The sequence below is a fragment of the Kitasatospora sp. NPDC089797 genome (assembly GCF_040684795.1).
Taxonomy (GTDB): domain Bacteria; phylum Actinomycetota; class Actinomycetes; order Streptomycetales; family Streptomycetaceae; genus Kitasatospora.
The window spans coordinates 257,370-275,362 of record NZ_JBFBGS010000002.1; the positions used below are offsets into that span (position 1 = coordinate 257,370).

The window sequence follows — 17,993 nt, forward strand, 5'->3', positions numbered from 1 at the left end:
GACGGAAGGACGAACATGACGAGCACGCGCGGCCGCGTCGCCGCCCTCCTGGGCGTCGTCGCGGTGGTCGCCGGCACCACCCTCGCCGGCCCCGCCGCCACGGCGTCGGCCGAACCCCGGCACCGGCCCGGCGGCGGGATCACCGGGCAGGCGCCCTGCCCGGGCGCGACCGAGTTCACCTGCGGGAGCATCACCGTGCCGCTCGACCACAGCGGTGCCACCCCCGGCACCCTCCGGCTCGACGTGGCGATGACCGGCAACGCCGACGCCCCCAAGGGCGACCTGCTGTTCCTCACCGGCGGCCCCGGCCAGCCCGGGGTGCCGCTGATGAGCCGGATCGCCGCCAAGCTGGCGCCGGTGCTGAAGGACTACCGCCTGGTCATGTACGACCAGCGCGGCACCGGCGCCCGGGCGCTGCAGTGCCCCGGCCTCCAGACCGACATGGGCTCCTCCGACCTCGCCGTGCCGCGCAAGCAGTCCGTCGCCGACTGCGCCACCGCCCTCGGCCCGAACGCCCGCTTCTACGGCACCGCGGACACCGTCGGCGACATGGACCTGCTGCGCCGGGCCCTGGGCGACCGCCGGCTGACCCTCGACGGCGTCTCGTACGGCACCTTCGTCGCCGAGCGGTACGCCCTCGCCCACCCGGCCCACGTCCAGCGGCTGGTGCTCGACTCGGTGGTGCCGCAGGGCGGTTACGACCCGATGGACCTGGCCGCGCTGCCCGCCACCGCCCGGGTGCTGCGCTCCGCCTGCCAGGCCACCGGCTGCACCACCGACCCGGCCGCCGACCTCGCCGCCACCGTGCGGCAGTACGGCAACGGGGCGCAGATCCTGGACGCGCTCACCAGTTACGAGTTCGCCGACCCCGACTACGGCGGGGTGCCGGAAGCCCTGCACGAAGCGGCCGGCGGACACCCGGAGAAGCTCCAGGCCTTCCTCGACGACGTGCACAAGGGCGACGCCGCCCCGGCCGCGGCGCTCAGCCAGGGCCTGCACGCCGCCACCCTGTGCGCCGACGGGCGCTACCCGTGGGGCTCCGGGAACACCCCGGTGGAGGGCCGGGCCGCCGCGCTGGACCGGACCCGGCAGGACCTGACCGCCGAGGAGACCTGGCCGTACGACCCGGCGACCGCCACCGGGCTGGGCTCCCTGCTGGTCTGCCTGGACTGGCCGCGCGAGCCGGTGCCGCCGCTGCCGCCGGCGCACCGCAAGCTGCCCGACGTGCCGGTGCTGCTGCTCGGCGGGGACCGCGACCTCTCCACCCCGTACGAGTGGCTGTACCAGGAGGCGGAGTCCGTCCACCACCCGCAGATCGTGATCGTCCCCGGTGCGGCGCACTCGGTGCAGTCCCGGGCGGCCGACCCGGTCGGACGGCAGGCGGTCTACGACTTCCTGCTGAAGTGAGCGCCGGTGGCGGGCCGTTCCGCACAGGGGACGGAACGGCCCGCCACCGCCTCAGCGTTCGGAGGCCCCCCAGCCGTCGTCGGGGAGCGCCGGGTCGGGCCCGGGGCAGTCGACGTGGTCCCAGCCCCACATCATCACCTTGTACAGCATCCAGTCCGCGAGCGGCGGATCGTCCCTGTTCTCGCGGTCGGTGAGGATCAGGGCCACCCAGACGTCCTCGGTCGGCGAGAACTCCAGGGTCCGCTGGTCGGGCAGGTTCTCGTACGTCACCGTCCGCCAGGTGCAGCCCGCCGCGGTGAGCGCGGCGACCAGCTCGGACTCGGCGACACGGGTCCGGTACGTCCGCGACCCGCCGCCCTCCACCGGGAGGTCGAGCTCCCCCTGCCAGGTCAGCAGGGACACCGAACGCAGTTGCCGGCAACGGCAGAACACCGTGAGCACGTCGCCGAAGCCGAAGGCGTGCGGCCAGTGGCGCTCGCGGTGGATCCGGCCGCCGTCCCACGGATCGCCGTAGCGGGCGGAGAGATCCGACAGCAGGGCGCCGTAGCGCAGTTCGCCGAGGGCGCCGGTGGCGAAGAGCCGGGTGAGGCGGTCGAGGAAGTCCGTCACCCCAGGCACCCGCGGACCGCGTCGACCAGCCGGTTGGCCCGGGCGTCGCCGTGGCCGATCATCCGGTTCGCGACGTAGCCGAAACCGATGCCGAACTCGTCGTCACCGAAGGCGAACTGGCCGCCCGCGCCGTCGTTGCCGAAGCTGCGGGCGCCGAGCAGCGGGCGGAACCCGGGGGAGTCCAGCAGCAGCCCGGAGCCCCAGCGGGCGCCGGCGTCGAAGCCCAGGTAGCCCTGGCCGGAGGAGAGTTCGCGGACCGCGTCGGTCACCGTCGCCGCCGAGAGCAGCCGCGCGCCGCCGTCCAGGCCGGTGGCGGCGGCCGCGTACAGGCCGGCCAGTCCGGTGGCGGAGGCGACGGCGCCCGCGCCGGGCAGTTCGATCGCGTGCAGCGCCGGGTCGTTCCAGCCGTGCGGCACGTCCAGACCGGGGAAGACCAGGGCGCCGTTCATGGTGACGATCCGGGTGAGCAGGTGCTCCGGGCCGGGCATCGGGCGACGGCCGTCGGCCTCCACCAGCCGTGCCAGGCGCGGGAGTTCGCTCTCCGGAAGGCCGATCCACAGCGGCAGGCCGAGCGGCTCGGCGAGCTCCTCGCGCAGGAACGCGCCCGGGGTCAGGCCGGTGATCCGGCGGATCACCTCGCCGACGGCGAAGCCGAACACATGGCCGTGGTACTCGTACGCCGTCCCGGGCGCCCAGAGCGGCTGCTGCGCCTCGATCGCCCGGATCACCGGCTCCCAGGCGGCGATCTCCTCGAAGCGGAGCACCGCGTCCAGGGCGGGGAGGCCGGCCCGGTGGCCCAGGATCATCCGGGTGGTGATCGCCTGCTTGCCGTGCCGGGCGAACTCGGGCCAGTAGCGGGCGATCGGGACGTCCAGGTCGAGCCGGCCGCGCTGGGCGAGCAGCAGGGCGGCGATGCTGACCGGGCCCTTGGCGCAGGAGAACACCGGGACGAGGGTGTCCTGCGTCCAGGCCCGGCCGGTGCGCTGGTCGGCGGTGCCGCCCCAGAGCTCGACCACCTTCCGGCCGTCGGCGAACACCGTGCACGCGGCGCCGAGTTCGGGGAAGTCGGCGAAGTTGCCGGCGAAGGCGTCCACGACGGCACCGTAGCCTTCGTCGGCCCAGCCCTGGTACTGCTGCATCGTGGTGCCCCGTTCTGTGCGGCTGGCGTATGCCAAGATCGTCGACCGGTCCACGGTACGGGCTGGAACGGGCCGGGACGACAGGTTTTCGCCAGGCCGGGACGGGAGGGGCGGGTGTGACCGCCGCCGGGGGTCCGGTTCCCGGCGGGGCTCGGACGGCGGCGGGGTTCAGCGGGGTTCAGTCGTCGGCGGGGTGGTACAGCGGCGGGGTCGTACGGCGGCGGGACGTTGACCACCGCCTCCTCGTCCGGACGGACGGACGGGCGGACGGCCCGGTCTCCGGGCGCGTCATGCCCGGACCCCGGCGGGCCGGTGCGGCCAGGCGGCGAGCGCGAGGGCCGTGCCGATGCCGACGAAGGCGGACGCTCCCGCCGGGACCACCCAGCCGGTGAGCCGGGTGTCGGGGGAGCTGTGGCCGAGCGCGCCGAGGACGGCGGTGAGCAGTCCGTACGGGACGAGGAGGGTGCCCGCCCAGGCGGCGGCGAGCAACAGCCGCCGGGGGAGCGGGTGTCGGGGCGGGCGCAGGGCGAGGGCGAGGGCCAGTACCACGCCGGTCGCCGCCAGGACGGCGGTGAAGTCGACGCCGTGCCGCTCCAACTGGACCAGGGCGGTCGGTGCGCCGTTGCGCCGGAACTCGTCGGCGATGTCGAAGCCGTCCGCGACCCCGGCCCGGCCGCCCGCCGCCCAGTAGGACTTCAGCGCGATGTACGGCAGGGCGAGGCCGGCTGCCCAGGCGGTGACGGTGCGTCGGTGCTGTCGGGTCATCGCCCGCTCCTCGGATCCTCGGTGGGTGGTGCCTCCACCGTCGCGGAGCCGGGCCCGGTGGTCGTCCTGCTGCGGTACGGGCCGACTCCCTCGGGCGGGGGAGTCGACCCGGACCGGGTGGGCCGCCGCTACGGGCGGATCAGCACGATGGAGTTGACCGGCGTCAGGTTGGCGTACACGCCGGTCTGGGACGGCATGTAGTCGTGACAGGTGCCGGTGCCGTTGTAGCCGTCGCACAGCTGCGCCGCGGCGCCGCCGGTCTGGTTGTTGAGCACCCAGTGGTTGCCGTTCATGTTGCTGAGGTTGTGCGGGCCGTACGACCAGAGGGTGAGGATCGGGGTGTTCGCCGGCTGGTCCTGTCCGTACACGCAGACGGCGCCGTCGGGGCAGTTGTCCCAGGTCGAGGCCTGGGCGGTGCCGGCGCCCAGGGTGGTCAGCACGGCGGCGGCCGCGGTCACCGCGACGGCGGCGACGGTGCGGCGGACGGTGATGCGCATCGGTCGGTCCCTTCGATGGTGTGGGTACGTGCGGTCCTTTCCTGACAAGGGCCGCGCTTCGATCCTCCGGGTACGGCCGGGGCGGTTTGTAGGGGGAGAACCGGCCATTCCCCTTCGCGTGCGTACCGGAGTCTGCCGGGCGGTCGGTGTGGGCAGGCTCGATCGGAAACCTCTATCAGGGAGCTACCGATGACCGCAGTGCACGAATCCGTCCTCGACGCGATCGGCGGGACGCCGCTGATCCGGCTCGCCCGGCTCGGCGCCGGGATCGCCGCGCCGATCTACGCCAAGGCCGAGTTCCTCAACATCGGCGGCAGCGTCAAGGACCGCGCCGCCCTGTCGATGATCCTGGCCGCCGAGCGGGACGGCTCGCTGGCGCCCGGCGGCACCATCGTCGAGGCGACCTCCGGCAACACCGGGATCGGACTGGCCATCGTCGGGCGGCAGCGCGGGTACCGGGTGATCGCCGGGGTCTCCGACAAGTCCGCGGCCGAGAAGTCCGACATCCTGCGGGCGTACGGCGCCGAGGTGGTGCTGGCGACGACCTCGGTGCCGCAGGAGGACCCGCGGCACCTGTTCAACGTGGTCCGGCGGCTCACCGAGGAGATCCCGGGTGCCTGGCTGGCCAACCAGTACGACAACCTGGCCAACCCCGATGCCCATGTCCGGACCACGGGCCCGGAGATCTGGGAGCAGACCGGCGGCCGGGTCACCCACTTCGTCGCGGGCGTCGGCACCGGAGGCACCGTCACCGGCACCGGCGGGTACCTGAAGGAGGCCTCCGGCGGGTCGGTGACCGTCATCGGCGCGGACCCGGAGGCGTCCACCTACGGGGGCGGGGACGGCAGCCCGTGGTTCGTCGAGAGCATCGGCCACTTCCTCCACCCCGAGACGGTCGAGGACCGCTGGCCGCAGGCCTACCGCTCCGAGGTGGTCGACTCCTTCGAGCGGATCCCGGACCGCGAGTCGCTGCTGACGGCCCGCCGGCTCGCCCGCGAGGAGGGACTGCTGGTCGGTCCGTCGTCCGGCACGGCGGTTGCGGCGGCGCTGCGGGCGGCCCGCCGGCTGGGGCCGGACGACCTGGTCGTGGTGCTGCTGCCGGACTCGGGCCGCTCGTACCTGTCGAAGGTGCACAGCGACGTCTGGATGCGCGCGTGGGGGTTCCTGGAGGGGGAGGACGGGCTGCGCCCGCTGCTGGACGCCGCCCGCCCGCTGGTGGCGGTGTCCGCCGACGCGACCGTCGGCGACGCGCTGGAGGCGTTGCGGGCCGCGCCGGGCGGGGTCGCCCCGGCGGTGCTGGCGCGGGTCGCGCGGCCGCACGGAGTGGCCGCGCCGGAGGTGGTCGGTTCGGTGTCCCGGGAGGTGCTGGCGGCGGCGCTGGCCGACGGCGGGGCGAAGCCGGACGGCCCGGTGCGCCCGCTGCTCGGGCCGGCGCTGCCGACGGTGGGGGTCGGGCAGTCGGCGGCCGAGGCGCGGGCGGCCCTGGCGGGCGGGCACCCGGGGGTGGCGGTGCTGGTGGACGGCCGGGTGGCCGGGGTGCTGTCGCGGGAGGGTCTCGCTTAGCCGCTACCGAGTGGGCGCCAGGATGGCGAGGACGACCCGGTCCAGGGTGCGCTCGAAGGCCTGGTCCGGGTCGGCCGGCGGACCGGCCGTGGCGAAGGCCCGGGCCAGGTGGGGGTACGCGCCGCTCATCGCCGCCTGGGTGAGGTAACCGACCATCTCCGCCTGCCACTTGGCGCCCGCCGCGGCGCTCTGCTCGTACTGGGCGAACTGGCAGATGAAGCCGTTGAACATCGCCATCGCCTCCATCCGGGTGCCGCCCGGCTGGCCGGTGGGGGCGGTGACGGCGAGGAAGTGGTCGGTGTAGCGCAGGGCGTTGGGGCCGATGCCCGGGCGGGCGATGACCAGCCCGGGCAGCCACGGGTGGCGGCGGAAGATGGTGAGCTGCTCGTGCGCGAGGCCCGTCAGGTCGGCCCGGACGTCACCGCTCGGCTCGGCGGGCAGCCGGTACTCGCCGCAGGCCGCGTCGAGCATCAGGTCGAGCAGGTGCTCCTTCTTCGGCACGTAGTTGTAGAGCGACATGGTGCCCGCGCCGAGCGCGGCCGCGACCCGGCGCATCGAGACGGCGTCCAGGCCCTCGGCGTCGGCGATCGTGATCGCCGCCGCGGCGATCGAGTCGCGGCTGTGGGCCGGCTTGGGGCCGCGGCCGGTGCGCTCGGGGCGCAGCCAGATCAGTTCGGGGGCCTCGGGGGCCACCGGCCTGCCGGGCTGTTCCGGGCTGGCGGAGCTGCTGGGGGGCTTGCTGGACGGCACTGGAAGATCACCTCGCCCACCCATCTTAGATACGTACGACGTACGTAGTACAGTTGCCTCCGCGCGCACTTCTACGTACGCCGTACCTAGAGAAGGGCAGAGCCATGTCCGACCCCACCCGACCCGCCATCGAGATGACCGGCGTGCGGAAACGCTTCGGGGCCACCGAGGCCCTGCGCGGCCTCGACCTGACCGTCCCGGCCGGCACCGTCTGCGGCCTCCTCGGCCCCAATGGCGCGGGCAAGACCACCGCCGTCCGCGTCCTCGCCACGCTGGTCGCCCCCGACCGCGGCACCGTCCGGGTCGCCGGGCACGACGCCGTCCGCGAGGCCGAGGAGGTCCGGCGGGCGATCGGTCTGGCCGGTCAGCACGCCGCGCTGGACGAGGGCATCACCGGTCGCGACAACCTCCACCTGTTCGGCCGGCTGCACCGCCTCGGCGGCCGCCGGGCCCGGGCGCGCGCCGACGAACTGCTCACCCGCTTCGGCCTCGCCGAGGCCGGCGACCGGCTGGTCCGCACCTACTCCGGCGGCATGCGCCGGCGCCTCGACCTGATCGCCAGCCTGGTCACCAGCCCGCCGGTGCTCTTCCTGGACGAGCCCACCACCGGGCTCGACCCGCGCAGCCGTCAGGAGATCTGGGACACCGTCAAGGAGTTGGCCGACGGCGGCACCACCGTGCTGCTCACCACCCAGTACCTGGAGGAGGCCGACCGGTTGGCCGACGACATCGTGGTGGTCGACCACGGCGCCGCGATCGCCACCGGCCCACCGGCCCGGCTCAAGGCGGCGATCGGCAGCCAGGTCTCCGTCACCCTCGCCGACCCGGGCCAACTCGGCCTCGCCGCCGTGGTGTTGTTCGGGCTGTCCGGAGGGGACGCCCAGGTGGACGTGGCCGGGCGGATGGTCACGGTGCTGACCGCGCCCGGGACGAACGTCCTGCTGCCCTCGCTGGTGCGGGAGTTGGACTCGGCCGGGGTGGTCGCCGAGGACGTCGCGGTGCGCGCGCCCTCGCTCGACGACGTGTTCCTCGCCCTCACCGGACAGCCGCGGGAGACCGCCGACCTCGGAAAGGCCGCCTGATGTCCACCGCCTCCTCCCCCTCCTCCGCCTCCTCCTGCTCTTCCGCCTTCCCGGCCACCGCCTCCCGTGCCGCGGCGCGCCCCTCGACCGGGGCCCGGCTGGTCGCCGACACCGGCACCTCGATGCTCCGCATCCTGCTCAACTACCGGCACTCGCCCGGCCTGCTGGCCGCCTCGCTGGGCGTGCCGGTGGTCATGGTGGTGGTCTTCGGGTACGTCTTCGGCAGCGCCATGCAGGTGCCCGGCGGCGGGGACTACCGGGAGTTCCTGATGCCCGGCCTGTTCGCCATGGTCGCCACCAACGGCATCATGCCCACCATGGTCGGCGCCGCCCGCGACGTCGGCCGCGGGGTCACCGACCGGCTGCGCTCGATGCCGGTCTCCCGCACCGGCCTGCTGCTCGGGCAGACCCTCGCCGACCTGCTGGTCACCGTGGTCGTCCTGGCGCTGCTCACCCTGGTCGGACTGGCCACCGGCTGGCGCGCCCGGCACGGCGTCGCCGACGCGCTGGGGGCGTTCGCGCTGCTGCTGCTCTTCCGCTTCGTGATGACCTGGGTCGGTACCCTGCTCGGGCTGGCCGTCGGCAAGGAGGAGGCCGCCGGCCAACTCTCCGTCGTGGTCTTCCCGGTGGCGATGCTGACCAACGCCTACGTGCCCACCACGGGGATGCCCGACTGGCTGCGGGTGATCGCCGACTGGGACCCGATCAGCTCCGTCGTCCAGGCCTGCCGGGAACTCTTCGGCAACCCGTCCGCCCCCGGCGACGCCTGGCCCATGCAGCACGCCCTGCTCTCCACCCTGCTGTGGTGCGCCGCGCTGCTCGCGGTCTGTGGGCCGCTGGCCGTACGGAAGTTCGCCACTCACGGGCGCTGATTCGCCCAGGTCGGTGAATGTGCTGGACACCGTGGCCGGTGTGGCTTTAGGTGGGGCGCCATGGAGTACACCCACCTCGGCCGCACCGGCCTGACCGTCTCCCGCCTCTGCCTCGGCACCATGAACTTCGGCCCCCACACGGAGGAAGCCGAGGCCCACCGCCTGATGGACACCGCCCACGAGCGCGGCATCAACTTCTTCGACACCGCCAACGCCTACGGCCGGGACCCCGAGGGCAACCTCAAGGGCCGCACCGAGGAGATCATCGGCCGCTGGTTCGCCCAGGGCGGCGGCCGCCGCGAGCGCACCGTGCTCGCCACCAAGGCGTACGCGGAGATGGGCGACTGGCCCAACGAGGGCCGGCTCTCCGCGCTCGCCATCCGCAAGGCCGTCGAGGCCAGCCTGCGGCGGCTGCAGACCGACCACATCGACCTGTACCAGATGCACCACATCGACCGGGACACGCCCTGGGAGGAGATCTGGCAGGCGATGGAGCTCCTGGTCGCCCAGGGCAAGGTCATCTACGTCGGCTCCAGCAACTTCGCCGGCTGGCACATCGCCCAGGCCCAGGAGGCCGCCCGCTCCCGGCACTTCCTCGGCCTGGTCAGCGAGCAGTCCCTCTACAACCTGCTCGACCGCACCGTCGAACTGGAGGTCATCCCCGCCCTCCAGCACTACGGCCTCGGACTGATCCCGTGGTCCCCGCTGCGCAGCGGCATGCTCGGCGGCATCCTGCGCAAGGAGCGCGAGGGCACCCGCGGCCGCAGCGCGACGGGCTACGCGGCCGAACTGCTGGAGCGGCACCGCGACCAGCTCCAGGCGTACGAGGACTTCGCCGCCGAACTCGGCACCGACCCGGCCGACCTCGCCCTCGCCTGGCTGCTCTCCCGCCCGGCCGTCACCGCCCCGATCATCGGCCCCCGCACCCCGGCCCACCTCGACGCCGCCCTCGGGGCGCTCGACCTGAAGCTCGACCGGAAGACCCTGGACCGCCTCGACGAACTCTTCCCCGGCCACCGGCCCGCCCCGGAGGACTACGCCTGGTAGGCCCCGCCGCAGGCTTCCCCGCCGCCTTCCCCGGCCCCGGCCGTGCCTGCCACGGCCGGGGCCGGGGCCCGGGGCGGTCCTGGGCCTGGGCCGGGGCGGAAAAGCGGTGTCGCCCGGGCACGACGCCGTGTCAGGCTCCGATCCATGACGATCAGGTACCCCCGCCCCCTGCAGCCCGGTGACCGCGTGGGCGTCACCTCCCCGTCCGCCGGTGTCGCCGCGGAACTGCACGAGCGCCTGCGGGTCGCCGTCCGGGCCGTCGAGGCCCGCGGCTACGAGGTCGTCCTCGGGCGGTGCATGGACGGCTCCCGGCACGTCAGCGCCCCGGCCGCCGAGCGGGCGGCCGAACTGACCGCGATGCTGACCGATCCCACCATCCGGGCCGTGGTGCCGCCGTGGGGCGGGGAGACGGCGATCGACCTGATCCCGCTGCTGGACTGGGAGCGGCTGCGGGCCGCCGAGCCGACCTGGCTGGTCGGCTACTCCGACGTGTCGACCGTGCTGGCCCCGCTGACCCTGCTCACCGGCACGGCGACCGTCCACGGCAACAACCTGATGGACACCCCGTACCGGACGCCCGAGGGCCTGCTCTCCTGGCTGGACGTCGTCGCCGCGCCGGCCGGCCACCGGTTCACCCAGACCCCGCCCGGCCGTCACCGCTCGACCGGCTACGACGACTACGCCACCCGCCCGGAGGTCCGCGATCTCACCCTGGACGCCGTCGGGGGCTGGACCAGACTGGACGGGAGCGGCCCGGTCGACGCCGGGGGCCGGCTGATCGGCGGCTGCATCGAGACGCTCTGCGGTCTGGCCGGCACCCGGTACCTGGACACCTCGGCCTTCGCGGCCGAAGCCGCCCCGGACGGGCTGCTGGTGTACCTGGAGGCCTGCGAGGCCGACGCCCCGGCCATCTGCCGCAACCTCCACGGCATGCGCCTCGCCGGCTTCTTCGACCGCGCGAACGCGGTCCTGATCGGCCGGACCGCGGCGCCGGACACCCCGACGCTCAGTCAGCACGAGGCGGTCCTCGACGCCCTCGGGTCCCTGGGGGTGCCGATCCTCGCGGACGTGGAGTGCGGGCACGTGCCGCCCTTCCTTCCGCTCGTCAACGGCGCGCGCGCCCGCGTCGTGCACGCGCCGGGCCGCAGCGAGCTGACCCAGACCCTGGACTGAGCGGAGTCGGCCGGCCGGTTGTGGTAGCAAGGCACCCATGAGGGAGCGGGAGGCCTACCACCACGGGGCGTTGCCGGAGGCGCTGGTCACGGCGGCGTTCGAGGTCGTGGACGAGCAGGGCCAGGAGAAGGTGAGCGTGCGGGAGGTGGCGCGCCGGGCGGGGGTGTCGGCGGGGGCGCCGTTCCGGCACTTCGCCGACCGGCAGGCGCTGTTGACCGCGGTGGCGGACCGGGTGCTGGCGGACTTCGCCCGCTGGCAGGAGGCCGAGGTGGCCGCCGCCGAGGCGGTCGGCGGGTCGGCGATGCGGGCGCTCGGGCTGGGGTTCGTCCGGTACGCGCTGCGCCATCCGCGCCGGTTCGAGCTGGTCCGCTCGCGGGTGTTCGCGGGTTCCAGGGATCCTGGGCTGCGGGAGCAACTGGAGGGACTGGACCGGGCGTTCACCGAGCTCGTCGTGGCGGACCAGGAGGCCGGCCGGGTGGGCCCGGGGGATCCGGAGCTGGTGCTGCTGTCCGGGCAGGCGCTGGTCTACGGGCTGGCACAGATGATCGTGGACGGCTACCTGCCGGCCGAGCGGGCGGAGGAGCTGGCCGTGCGGGTGCTGGACACCTTCCGGCAGGGGATCGCCGGGTCCGTCAACGCCCCTGAGCAGTAACGGAATTGTGGCTGCAGCGAGCCTTGACCGGTCTGCTGCGCGCTGATGTAATCACCGATTACATGAGAGCCAGTTCGGGGAGGCGCAGATGTCCTTGTTCGCCAAGCCACAGCCGGGCTACACCACCGCCGCGGCCACCGGCGACACCGTGGTGCTGCTGATCGGCATGCGGATCAACCGCTTCTGGGCGGTGCACCACTGGGGCCCGGTGATGTTCGCGATGTTCCGGATGCTCTACGAGCTGGCCCGCAGCCCGCAGCGCGGCCTGCGCGGCCGGATCCTGCTCACCGCCTCGCCGCGCACCTACTACGTCGTCCAGTACTGGGAGTCCAAGGAGCACCTGTACCGCTACGCGACCGCGCCGGACGGCTTCCACCACACGGTGTGGGGCATCGCCAACCGGATGGTGCGGGAGGGCAGGTCGCGCCGACACGTCGGGCTCTGGCACGAGACGTACATCGTGCCCGAGGGCGGCTACGAGTCGATCTACTTCGACATGCCGGCCTTCGGCCTGGCCGGTGCCACCGGGCAGCTGCCGGTGGAGGAGCGCGGCCGGCACGCCGCCCAGCGGCTGGCCTTCCGGTCGGGCGGGAACGGCGGGAGCAGTGGGGACGGCGGGGGGAGCGCGGAGAGTGGGGCGAGCGGTGCCGTGACCGGTGCGGACGCCCGGGCGGAGGCGCCAGGAGTGTCGTGAGTCCCTGCGGCCGCCCCGGTGTGGGAGCGTTCGGGGATGGTCGATCAGGACGGCGCCGTGCGACCGGCGCGGGTGGTGCACGAGGTGCCGTACCGGGCGCAGTGGGAGTCCGCCGAGCTGGTGCGGGACATCGTCGACGGGCGGCTGGACGCGGCGCGCGACCCGCGCTGGGGCCAGTCGGGCGCGGCCACCCCGGAGGAGTACGCGTGGTGGTCCTGGCGGCTGTGCGGGGTGGCCTGCCTGCGGATGGCCCTGGAGCACTGGTGGGGGGTGACCCCGGCGGCGATGGCGCTGGCGGCCGAGTGCCTGAAGGCCGGGGCGTACGTCCGGGACGGCGAGAGCCTGCGCGGGCTGGTCCACGCGCCGTTCGCCGACTACGCCCGGCGGCGCTGGGGACTGGCCGCCCGGGCGGCGGAGCTGACGCCCGCCGAGGTGGCGGCCGAGGTGGCCGGCGGGCGGCTGGTGATGCTGTCGGTGCACCCGTCGATCCGGGAGCCGGACGGGCCGGAGCCGGTCCGGCGCGGCGGCCACCTGGTGCTGGCGGTGGGCGCCACCGACACGGCGCTGCTGATCCACAACCCCTCCGGCTTCCCGGGGGAGTCCCAGGCCTTCGCCCGGGTGCCGTGGCGCTCGTTCGGGCCGTTCTACGCCGGGCGGGGGATCGTGCTCGGCCCGCCCGGCGCGGGCGTCGGTCAGGTGTTGTCCGGCAGCCCCACCGGGTAGGGCGGCATGCTGCTGCGACAGAGCGCCGAGATCGGCTTCAACGCCGCGGCCAGGGCGTCGAGTTCGGACCGCTGGTAGTCCTCCCAGACCCGGGCCGCGGCCAGGTCGGTGGCCGCCTCCAGGGCCTGGTGGCGGATCCGGCCCAGCTCGGTCACCGTGCCGGCGGCGGTCAGCCAGCCGCGCTCGACCAGGCGCGCCGCGGCCGCGTCCCACTCGGTGTCGCTCCAGCCGCGCACCGGCTGGAGCTGGTCGCGCCGCATGTCCATCGCACAGCGGACCACCAGCGCCTCGCAGCCGTCCAGTCCGGCGCTCACCAGCGCGGCCACGTGGCCGTCGCCGCGGTGCTCGCGCATCACCGTGGCGGCCTGCCACAGCCGTTCGTACACCCCGGTCGGCGCCGGGAGCGCCGCGTTGGCGGCGGCCAGTACCCGGCCGACGCAGTCCAGCCGGGCCGCGGCCTGCTCCAGCGTCTCCACCGCCCGCTCGACCTGCGCGCGGTCCACGTGCTCCAGCAGCCGGGCCAGCGCCGCGCCCGAACCCTTGGTCCGGGCGACCAGCGCCTCCTCCGGACTAGCCAGCGACCACAGCGCCGGCAGGGCGCGCTCGACCATCGCCGGGGCGAAGTTGAAGAAGGCGGCGGTCACCGGCGCGGCGTCCACCGCGCCCAGCGGCGCCGAGCGGCCCGCGAAGTACCCGCGCCAGAAGCCGCGCAGCCCGGCCTCCTCGAAGGCGTTGCGGGCCTCGGGCTGGAAGTAGGTGACGGCGTGCACCGGCTCGAAGAGCCACCAGAGCGCGCGGGCGGGATGGACGAGATCGGCCATCGGGAGACCTTCCTCGGACGGGGCTCCGGGCGGGGGCGGGGAGCTCGGCTGGACGGCACGGGCCCGGCGGTCGCGCGGGCGGCGGGGTGTGGGCCGCCCGGGCGGGTGCGCGGGTCGTTCAACTGCTGATGACCACGGGGGTGGTCCCGGTAACCCCGGAGGGGGTGTGATGACGGTCACTCGGGCCGGTCCGCGGGCGCGGGGCGGGCGTGAGCGGTCGGGCGTGGTGAGCGGTGGGGGCGTGAGTGGTGAGCGGTTGGGCGTGAGCGGTTGGGCGTGACGGCCGGTCAGTGCCCCGGCGGCGCGGCGGCGCCGGTCAGCCGCGCACCGGTGGCATCGCGAGCGGGTCGACCGGCATCTGCGCCCGGCAGACCGCCGCCAGTGGCGTCAACGCGTCCGTCAGCCGGTCGAGTTCGCCGGCCGGGAGCCCCTCCCACACCCGGCCGGCGGCCCGGTCGGTGGCCGCCTCCAGCTCCCGGTGGCGCAGTCGGCCCAGCTCGGTGGTCGCCCGGGCCGTCCTGGTCGTCCCGTTCGCCCCGGCCGCCTTCTTCGCCCCGGCCGCCGTGAGCCAGCCGCGGTCGACCAGCCGGTCCCCGGCGGCCTCCCACTCGGCGTCCGTCCAGCCGCGCATCGGCTGGAGCACCCGGCGCACGGCGCCCGTCGCGCAGTGCAGCACCGACGCCTCGCAGCCGTCCAGGCCGGCCGCGACCAGCGCGGCCACATGGCCGTCCCCGCGGTGCTCGCGCAGCACGGTCGCGGCGTGCCACAGCCGTCCGTACGCGTCCGCGGGGCGCGGCAGTGCGGCGTTGGCGGCGGCCAGCACCCGGCCGGCGCAGTCCGCCCGGGCCGCGGCCCGCTCCAGCGCGGTCGCCGCCTCCTCGACCCGGGCCGGCGGCACCGCCGCCAGCAGCCGGGCCAGCACCGCCGCCGAACCCGCGGCCCGGGCGGCCAGCGCCTGCTCGGGGCTCGCGTGCGTCCACACCTCCGGAAGGGCCTCCCCGACCAGCGCGGGCGCGAAGCTGAAGAACGCGGCCGTCACCGTCGGCGCGTCCGCCGCGCCCAGCGGGGCCGAGCGGGCCGCGAAGTAGCCGCGCCAGCCGCCGTCCAGCCCGATCGCCTCGAAGGCTGCCCGGCTCTCGGGCTGGAGGAAGGTGACGGCGTACACCGGCTCGAAGAGCCACCACAGGGCGCGGGCGGGGTGGACGGGGGCGGGAACGGCGGGGTCGGACATCGGGGCACCTTCCTCTTCCTGGCGGGGCTCGGCCGGGCTCTCGTCGCCGCGAACCGCCCACGAGCTGACCGCCGCCGGGGCGGTTCCGGCAACCCGCCCGGGGTGTGATCACCGTCACCCGGCGCCCGCGGGGTGCGGCCGCCGGGGGCCCGGCGCGGGATGATGGGGCGAGGCGCCCGGCCCCGGGTGCCGAGGCGTCCGCCCGCGGGCGCCCAGCCCGCGCAAGCCCCCGCACGAAGGTAGTCGGCCATGCCCCAGATCAGCCCCAGCATCCTCTCCGCCGACTTCGCCCGGCTCGCCGACGAGGCCGAGGCCGTCCGGGGCTCCGACTGGCTGCACGTGGACGTCATGGACAACCACTTCGTGCCGAACCTGACCCTGGGCGTCCCGGTCGTCGAGTCCCTCGCCCGGGCCACCGACATCCCGCTCGACTGCCACCTGATGATCGAGGACCCGGACCGCTGGGCCCCCCAGTACGTCGAGGCCGGGGCCGGCTCGATCACCTTCCACGTCGAGGCCGCCGCCGCGCCCGTCCGGCTCGCCCGCGAGATCCGCGCCAAGGGCGCCCGGGCCTCGATGGCGCTCAAGCCCGGCACCCCGATCGAGCCGTACGAGGACCTGCTGCCCGAGCTCGACATGCTGCTGATCATGACGGTCGAGCCCGGCTTCGGCGGCCAGGCCTTCCTGGACATCATGCTGCCGAAGATCCGCCGCACCCGGGAGCTGATCGCCAAGCACGACCTGGAGCTGTGGCTCCAGGTCGACGGCGGCGTCTCCGCGGCGACCATCGAGCGCTGCGCCGAGGCCGGCGCGGACGTCTTCGTGGCCGGCTCGGCGGTGTACGGGGCGGAGGACCCGGCCCAGGCCGTCCGCAACCTGCGCGACCTGGCCACCAGGGCCTCGGCGGACGCCTGGTGGGCCTGCGAGCACTGAGGCACCGCCCGCTCCCCGTGGCACCGCCGGATGGCCGGGCACGGGTGGAGGAACCCCGCACCGTGGCGGATGATCGGTGCGAACGCCCTTCACCCGGCCCCCTTCGCCCGGCCCGGCCCCCTCTCCGTACGGTGGTGGAACCGCGATGAGCAACCTCGACCTCAGGCCCGCCCCGACCAGCTGCGGCGGGGAGGCCGCGGGCGGCCCGGTCCGGGATCTGCTGACGGGCCGTCAAGTCCGTCTCGGCGAGAGCACGGTGGTCCGCCGGCTGCTGCCCAGCCTGGGCCGCCGGATGGTCGGTGCCTGGTGCTTCGTGGACCACTACGGGCCGGACGACATCGCCGACGAGCCCGGCATGCAGGTCCCGCCGCACCCGCACATGGGCCTGCAGACGGTCAGCTGGCTGCACCGGGGCGAGGTGCTGCACCGCGACAGCCTCGGCAGCCTGCAGACCGTCCGGCCGTACGAACTGGGCCTGATGACCTCCGGCCGGGCGATCTCCCACTCCGAGGAGTCCCCGCGCCCGCACGCCCGCTACCTGCACGGCGCCCAGCTCTGGGTCGCCCTCCCGGACGCCCACCGGCACACCGCGCCCGCCTTCGAATACCACCCCGAGCTGCCCCTGGTCACCGCCCCGGGCCTGCGCGCCACCGTCATCCTCGGCACCCTGGACACCGCCACCTCGCCCGGCACCACCCACACCCCCCTGGTCGGCGCCGACCTCGCCCTCACCGAGGGCGCGTCCCCCGCCCTCCCGCTGGTCCCCGAGTTCGAGTACGCCGTCCTCGCCATGACCGGCCGGATCGACGTCGACGGCGTCCCGGTCGAACCCGGCTCGCTGCTCTACCTCGGCTGCGGCCGCCGCCAACTCCCGCTCCGCGCCCACTCCGACGCCTCCGTCCTGCTGCTCGGCGGAGCGCCCTTCGAGGAGCGGATCGTCATGTGGTGGAACTTCATCGGCCGCACCACCGAGGAGATCGCCGAGGCCCGCACCGCCTGGACGACCGGCGACCGCTTCGGCGAGGTCCACGGCTACGCCGGCGCCCGCCTGGCCGCGCCGGAGCTGCCCGACCTGCCGCTGAAGCCGCGCGGGCGGGAGCGCTGAGGCCGCCCCGACGCCCGGGGGTGCGGGCTTCGGGGCGGGCTCAGTGGTGCCAGGGCAGTCGGACCGGATCGGCGGGGGTCCGCCCGGCCACCAGGTCGGCCGTCAACGCGGCCAGACCGAACGGATGGACCGTCTCGTCGGTGGCCGCCAGGTCGGCGACCGGCCACCAGCGGTACCCGGCGTGGTACCTGCTCTCGTGCGCCTCCTGGCTGCTCACGTCGACCTGGTGGCCGGTGACGCGGAGGTGGAAGAAGACGTCCCGGAAGAAGCCCGCGGCCCACCCGAGATCCGCATGACCGGAGGTCTCCGCGACCGGCGCTCCCAGGGCCTCCGGCGCCACCGCGAGGCCCGTCTCCTCCCGGAGCTCACGGGCTGCCGCCGCTGCCAGGCCCTCCCCGTCCTCGACACCGCCGCCGGGCGTGCACCAACCGTGACCGCTCCCGGGCGCATCCGGGTCGACGTGGAACTTCAGCAGGAGCAGGCGGTCCCGCTCGTCGATCAACAGCACCCGAGCGGATTCGCGACGATGACTTCCCTGTTCGGCCATACCGGCAGCGTAACCAGGGCGACGACGCCGGGCCGTGGGGCAGCCGGCCGCGCCGACGTCCGCGACCGGAGACTTCGCGACGGAGGACTCCGTGACCGTGGCCACCGGGCCGCGGTCGGGCACCTTGACCTCCACTCGCCGAGCGGCGGCGTCAGACCCTCGGGCCGGCCCGGAGGGACCCTGCCGGATCGAGCGCGGGAGTCAGGCGGTCGTGCCCGAAACAACTGCTCCGCTGCCGGCCCGTGTCGTGGACGGCTGTCTGCGCCAGGGCGTACTGGAAAGGGAGGCCGACGGCCACCGCGGGCAGCAGGACGAGGAGCAGGAGGTGAACCGGACGGGCCCGAGCCGATCGTCGACGGTAGGCGACGACGACCTGCCGCCCG

The 17,993-nt window shown here is 75.0% G+C and carries 19 protein-coding genes; 11 read left to right on the top strand and 8 right to left on the bottom strand.

All coding sequences use genetic code 11. From position 1 onward, the window contains the following. Nucleotides 1–15 precede the first annotated feature (15 nt). Nucleotides 16–1,407 carry an alpha/beta fold hydrolase gene (locus tag AB0O91_RS02850; RefSeq protein WP_363427313.1) on the top strand — a complete coding sequence of 464 codons (1,392 nt, stop codon included), beginning with the start codon at nt 16–18 and terminating at the stop codon, nt 1,405–1,407. Nucleotides 1,408–1,458: 51 nt separating this feature from the next. Here the strand turns inward: AB0O91_RS02850 and AB0O91_RS02855 are convergent, their stop codons facing one another. The 4 genes from AB0O91_RS02855 to AB0O91_RS02870 form a co-directional block, all read right to left on the bottom strand. After that, nucleotides 1,459–2,016, bottom strand: coding sequence for a hypothetical protein (locus AB0O91_RS02855; RefSeq protein WP_363427314.1), 558 nt, complete (start codon nt 2,014–2,016; stop codon nt 1,459–1,461). Next, on the bottom strand, nt 2,013–3,155 hold the full coding sequence (locus tag AB0O91_RS02860; RefSeq protein ID WP_363427315.1) for a serine hydrolase domain-containing protein: 1,143 nt from the start codon (nt 3,153–3,155) through the stop codon (nt 2,013–2,015). Before AB0O91_RS02860 ends, AB0O91_RS02855 begins: the two co-directional genes overlap by 4 nt. Before the next feature lie 288 nt (nt 3,156–3,443). Further along, nucleotides 3,444–3,920, bottom strand: a complete 477-nt coding sequence (locus AB0O91_RS02865) for a hypothetical protein (RefSeq protein WP_363427316.1) — start codon at nt 3,918–3,920, stop codon at nt 3,444–3,446. 128 nt (nt 3,921–4,048) lie between these two features. Next, nucleotides 4,049–4,417 (bottom strand): hypothetical protein, encoded by a 369-nt coding sequence (locus AB0O91_RS02870; protein WP_363427317.1) that lies wholly within the window; start codon nt 4,415–4,417, stop codon nt 4,049–4,051. A 189-nt stretch (nt 4,418–4,606) separates the two neighbouring features. On the opposite strand from AB0O91_RS02870, the gene AB0O91_RS02875 reads away from it, so the two are divergent. Next, nucleotides 4,607–5,980, top strand: coding sequence for a pyridoxal-phosphate dependent enzyme (locus AB0O91_RS02875; protein ID WP_363427318.1), 1,374 nt, complete (start codon nt 4,607–4,609; stop codon nt 5,978–5,980). A 3-nt stretch (nt 5,981–5,983) separates the two neighbouring features. Here AB0O91_RS02875 and AB0O91_RS02880 read toward each other — a convergent pair whose 3' ends face one another. Beyond that, nucleotides 5,984–6,730 carry a TetR/AcrR family transcriptional regulator C-terminal domain-containing protein gene (locus tag AB0O91_RS02880; RefSeq protein WP_363427319.1) on the bottom strand — a complete coding sequence of 249 codons (747 nt, stop codon included), beginning with the start codon at nt 6,728–6,730 and terminating at the stop codon, nt 5,984–5,986. Nucleotides 6,731–6,834: 104 nt separating this feature from the next. Here AB0O91_RS02880 and AB0O91_RS02885 point away from each other — a divergent pair, with 104 nt between their 5' ends. The 7 genes from AB0O91_RS02885 (at nt 6,835) to AB0O91_RS02915 (ending at nt 12,973) form a co-directional block, all read left to right on the top strand. Next, complete coding sequence (locus AB0O91_RS02885; RefSeq protein ID WP_363427320.1) at nt 6,835–7,812, top strand: ATP-binding cassette domain-containing protein; 978 nt, start codon at nt 6,835–6,837, stop codon at nt 7,810–7,812. Beyond that, nucleotides 7,812–8,684, top strand: coding sequence for an ABC transporter permease (locus AB0O91_RS02890; protein WP_363427321.1), 873 nt, complete (start codon nt 7,812–7,814; stop codon nt 8,682–8,684). The genes AB0O91_RS02885 and AB0O91_RS02890 overlap by 1 nt, the downstream gene beginning before the upstream one ends. Before the next feature lie 60 nt (nt 8,685–8,744). Beyond that, nucleotides 8,745–9,731: an aldo/keto reductase gene (locus tag AB0O91_RS02895; RefSeq protein WP_363427322.1), complete on the top strand. Its 987-nt coding sequence runs from the start codon at nt 8,745–8,747 to the stop codon at nt 9,729–9,731. A gap of 144 nt (nt 9,732–9,875) precedes the next feature. Next, nucleotides 9,876–10,904 carry a S66 peptidase family protein gene (locus tag AB0O91_RS02900; protein ID WP_363427323.1) on the top strand — a complete coding sequence of 343 codons (1,029 nt, stop codon included), beginning with the start codon at nt 9,876–9,878 and terminating at the stop codon, nt 10,902–10,904. 37 nt (nt 10,905–10,941) lie between these two features. Continuing rightward, a complete protein-coding gene (locus AB0O91_RS02905; protein ID WP_363427324.1) occupies nt 10,942–11,556 on the top strand; it encodes a TetR/AcrR family transcriptional regulator in 615 nt (204 codons plus the stop codon). A gap of 94 nt (nt 11,557–11,650) precedes the next feature. Next, the gene (locus tag AB0O91_RS02910; protein WP_363427404.1) at nt 11,651–12,250 is read left to right on the top strand and encodes a DUF4188 domain-containing protein; all 600 of its coding nucleotides are present in this window, start codon (nt 11,651–11,653) and stop codon (nt 12,248–12,250) included. Between the two features lie 36 nt (nt 12,251–12,286). Beyond that, the gene (locus AB0O91_RS02915) at nt 12,287–12,973 is read left to right on the top strand and encodes a C39 family peptidase (protein WP_363427325.1); all 687 of its coding nucleotides are present in this window, start codon (nt 12,287–12,289) and stop codon (nt 12,971–12,973) included. On the opposite strand, the gene AB0O91_RS02920 is transcribed toward AB0O91_RS02915, so the two are convergent. Both AB0O91_RS02920 and AB0O91_RS02925 read right to left on the bottom strand, forming a co-directional pair. Further along, the gene (locus AB0O91_RS02920) at nt 12,943–13,794 is read right to left on the bottom strand and encodes a hypothetical protein (protein ID WP_363427326.1); all 852 of its coding nucleotides are present in this window, start codon (nt 13,792–13,794) and stop codon (nt 12,943–12,945) included. The two genes, AB0O91_RS02915 and AB0O91_RS02920, sit on opposite strands and share 31 nt — an antisense overlap. A 316-nt stretch (nt 13,795–14,110) precedes the next feature. After that, on the bottom strand, nt 14,111–15,025 hold the full coding sequence (locus AB0O91_RS02925; protein ID WP_363427327.1) for a hypothetical protein: 915 nt from the start codon (nt 15,023–15,025) through the stop codon (nt 14,111–14,113). A 249-nt stretch (nt 15,026–15,274) separates the two neighbouring features. On the opposite strand from AB0O91_RS02925, the gene rpe reads away from it, so the two are divergent. Further along, nucleotides 15,275–15,958, top strand: coding sequence for a ribulose-phosphate 3-epimerase (gene rpe / locus AB0O91_RS02930; protein ID WP_363427328.1), 684 nt, complete (start codon nt 15,275–15,277; stop codon nt 15,956–15,958). 145 nt (nt 15,959–16,103) lie between these two features. After that, nucleotides 16,104–17,063, top strand: coding sequence for a pirin family protein (locus tag AB0O91_RS02935; protein WP_363427329.1), 960 nt, complete (start codon nt 16,104–16,106; stop codon nt 17,061–17,063). A 40-nt stretch (nt 17,064–17,103) separates the two neighbouring features. Here AB0O91_RS02935 and AB0O91_RS02940 read toward each other — a convergent pair whose 3' ends face one another. Further along, the gene (locus AB0O91_RS02940) at nt 17,104–17,610 is read right to left on the bottom strand and encodes an NUDIX domain-containing protein (RefSeq protein WP_363427330.1); all 507 of its coding nucleotides are present in this window, start codon (nt 17,608–17,610) and stop codon (nt 17,104–17,106) included. Nucleotides 17,611–17,993 lie beyond the last annotated feature (383 nt).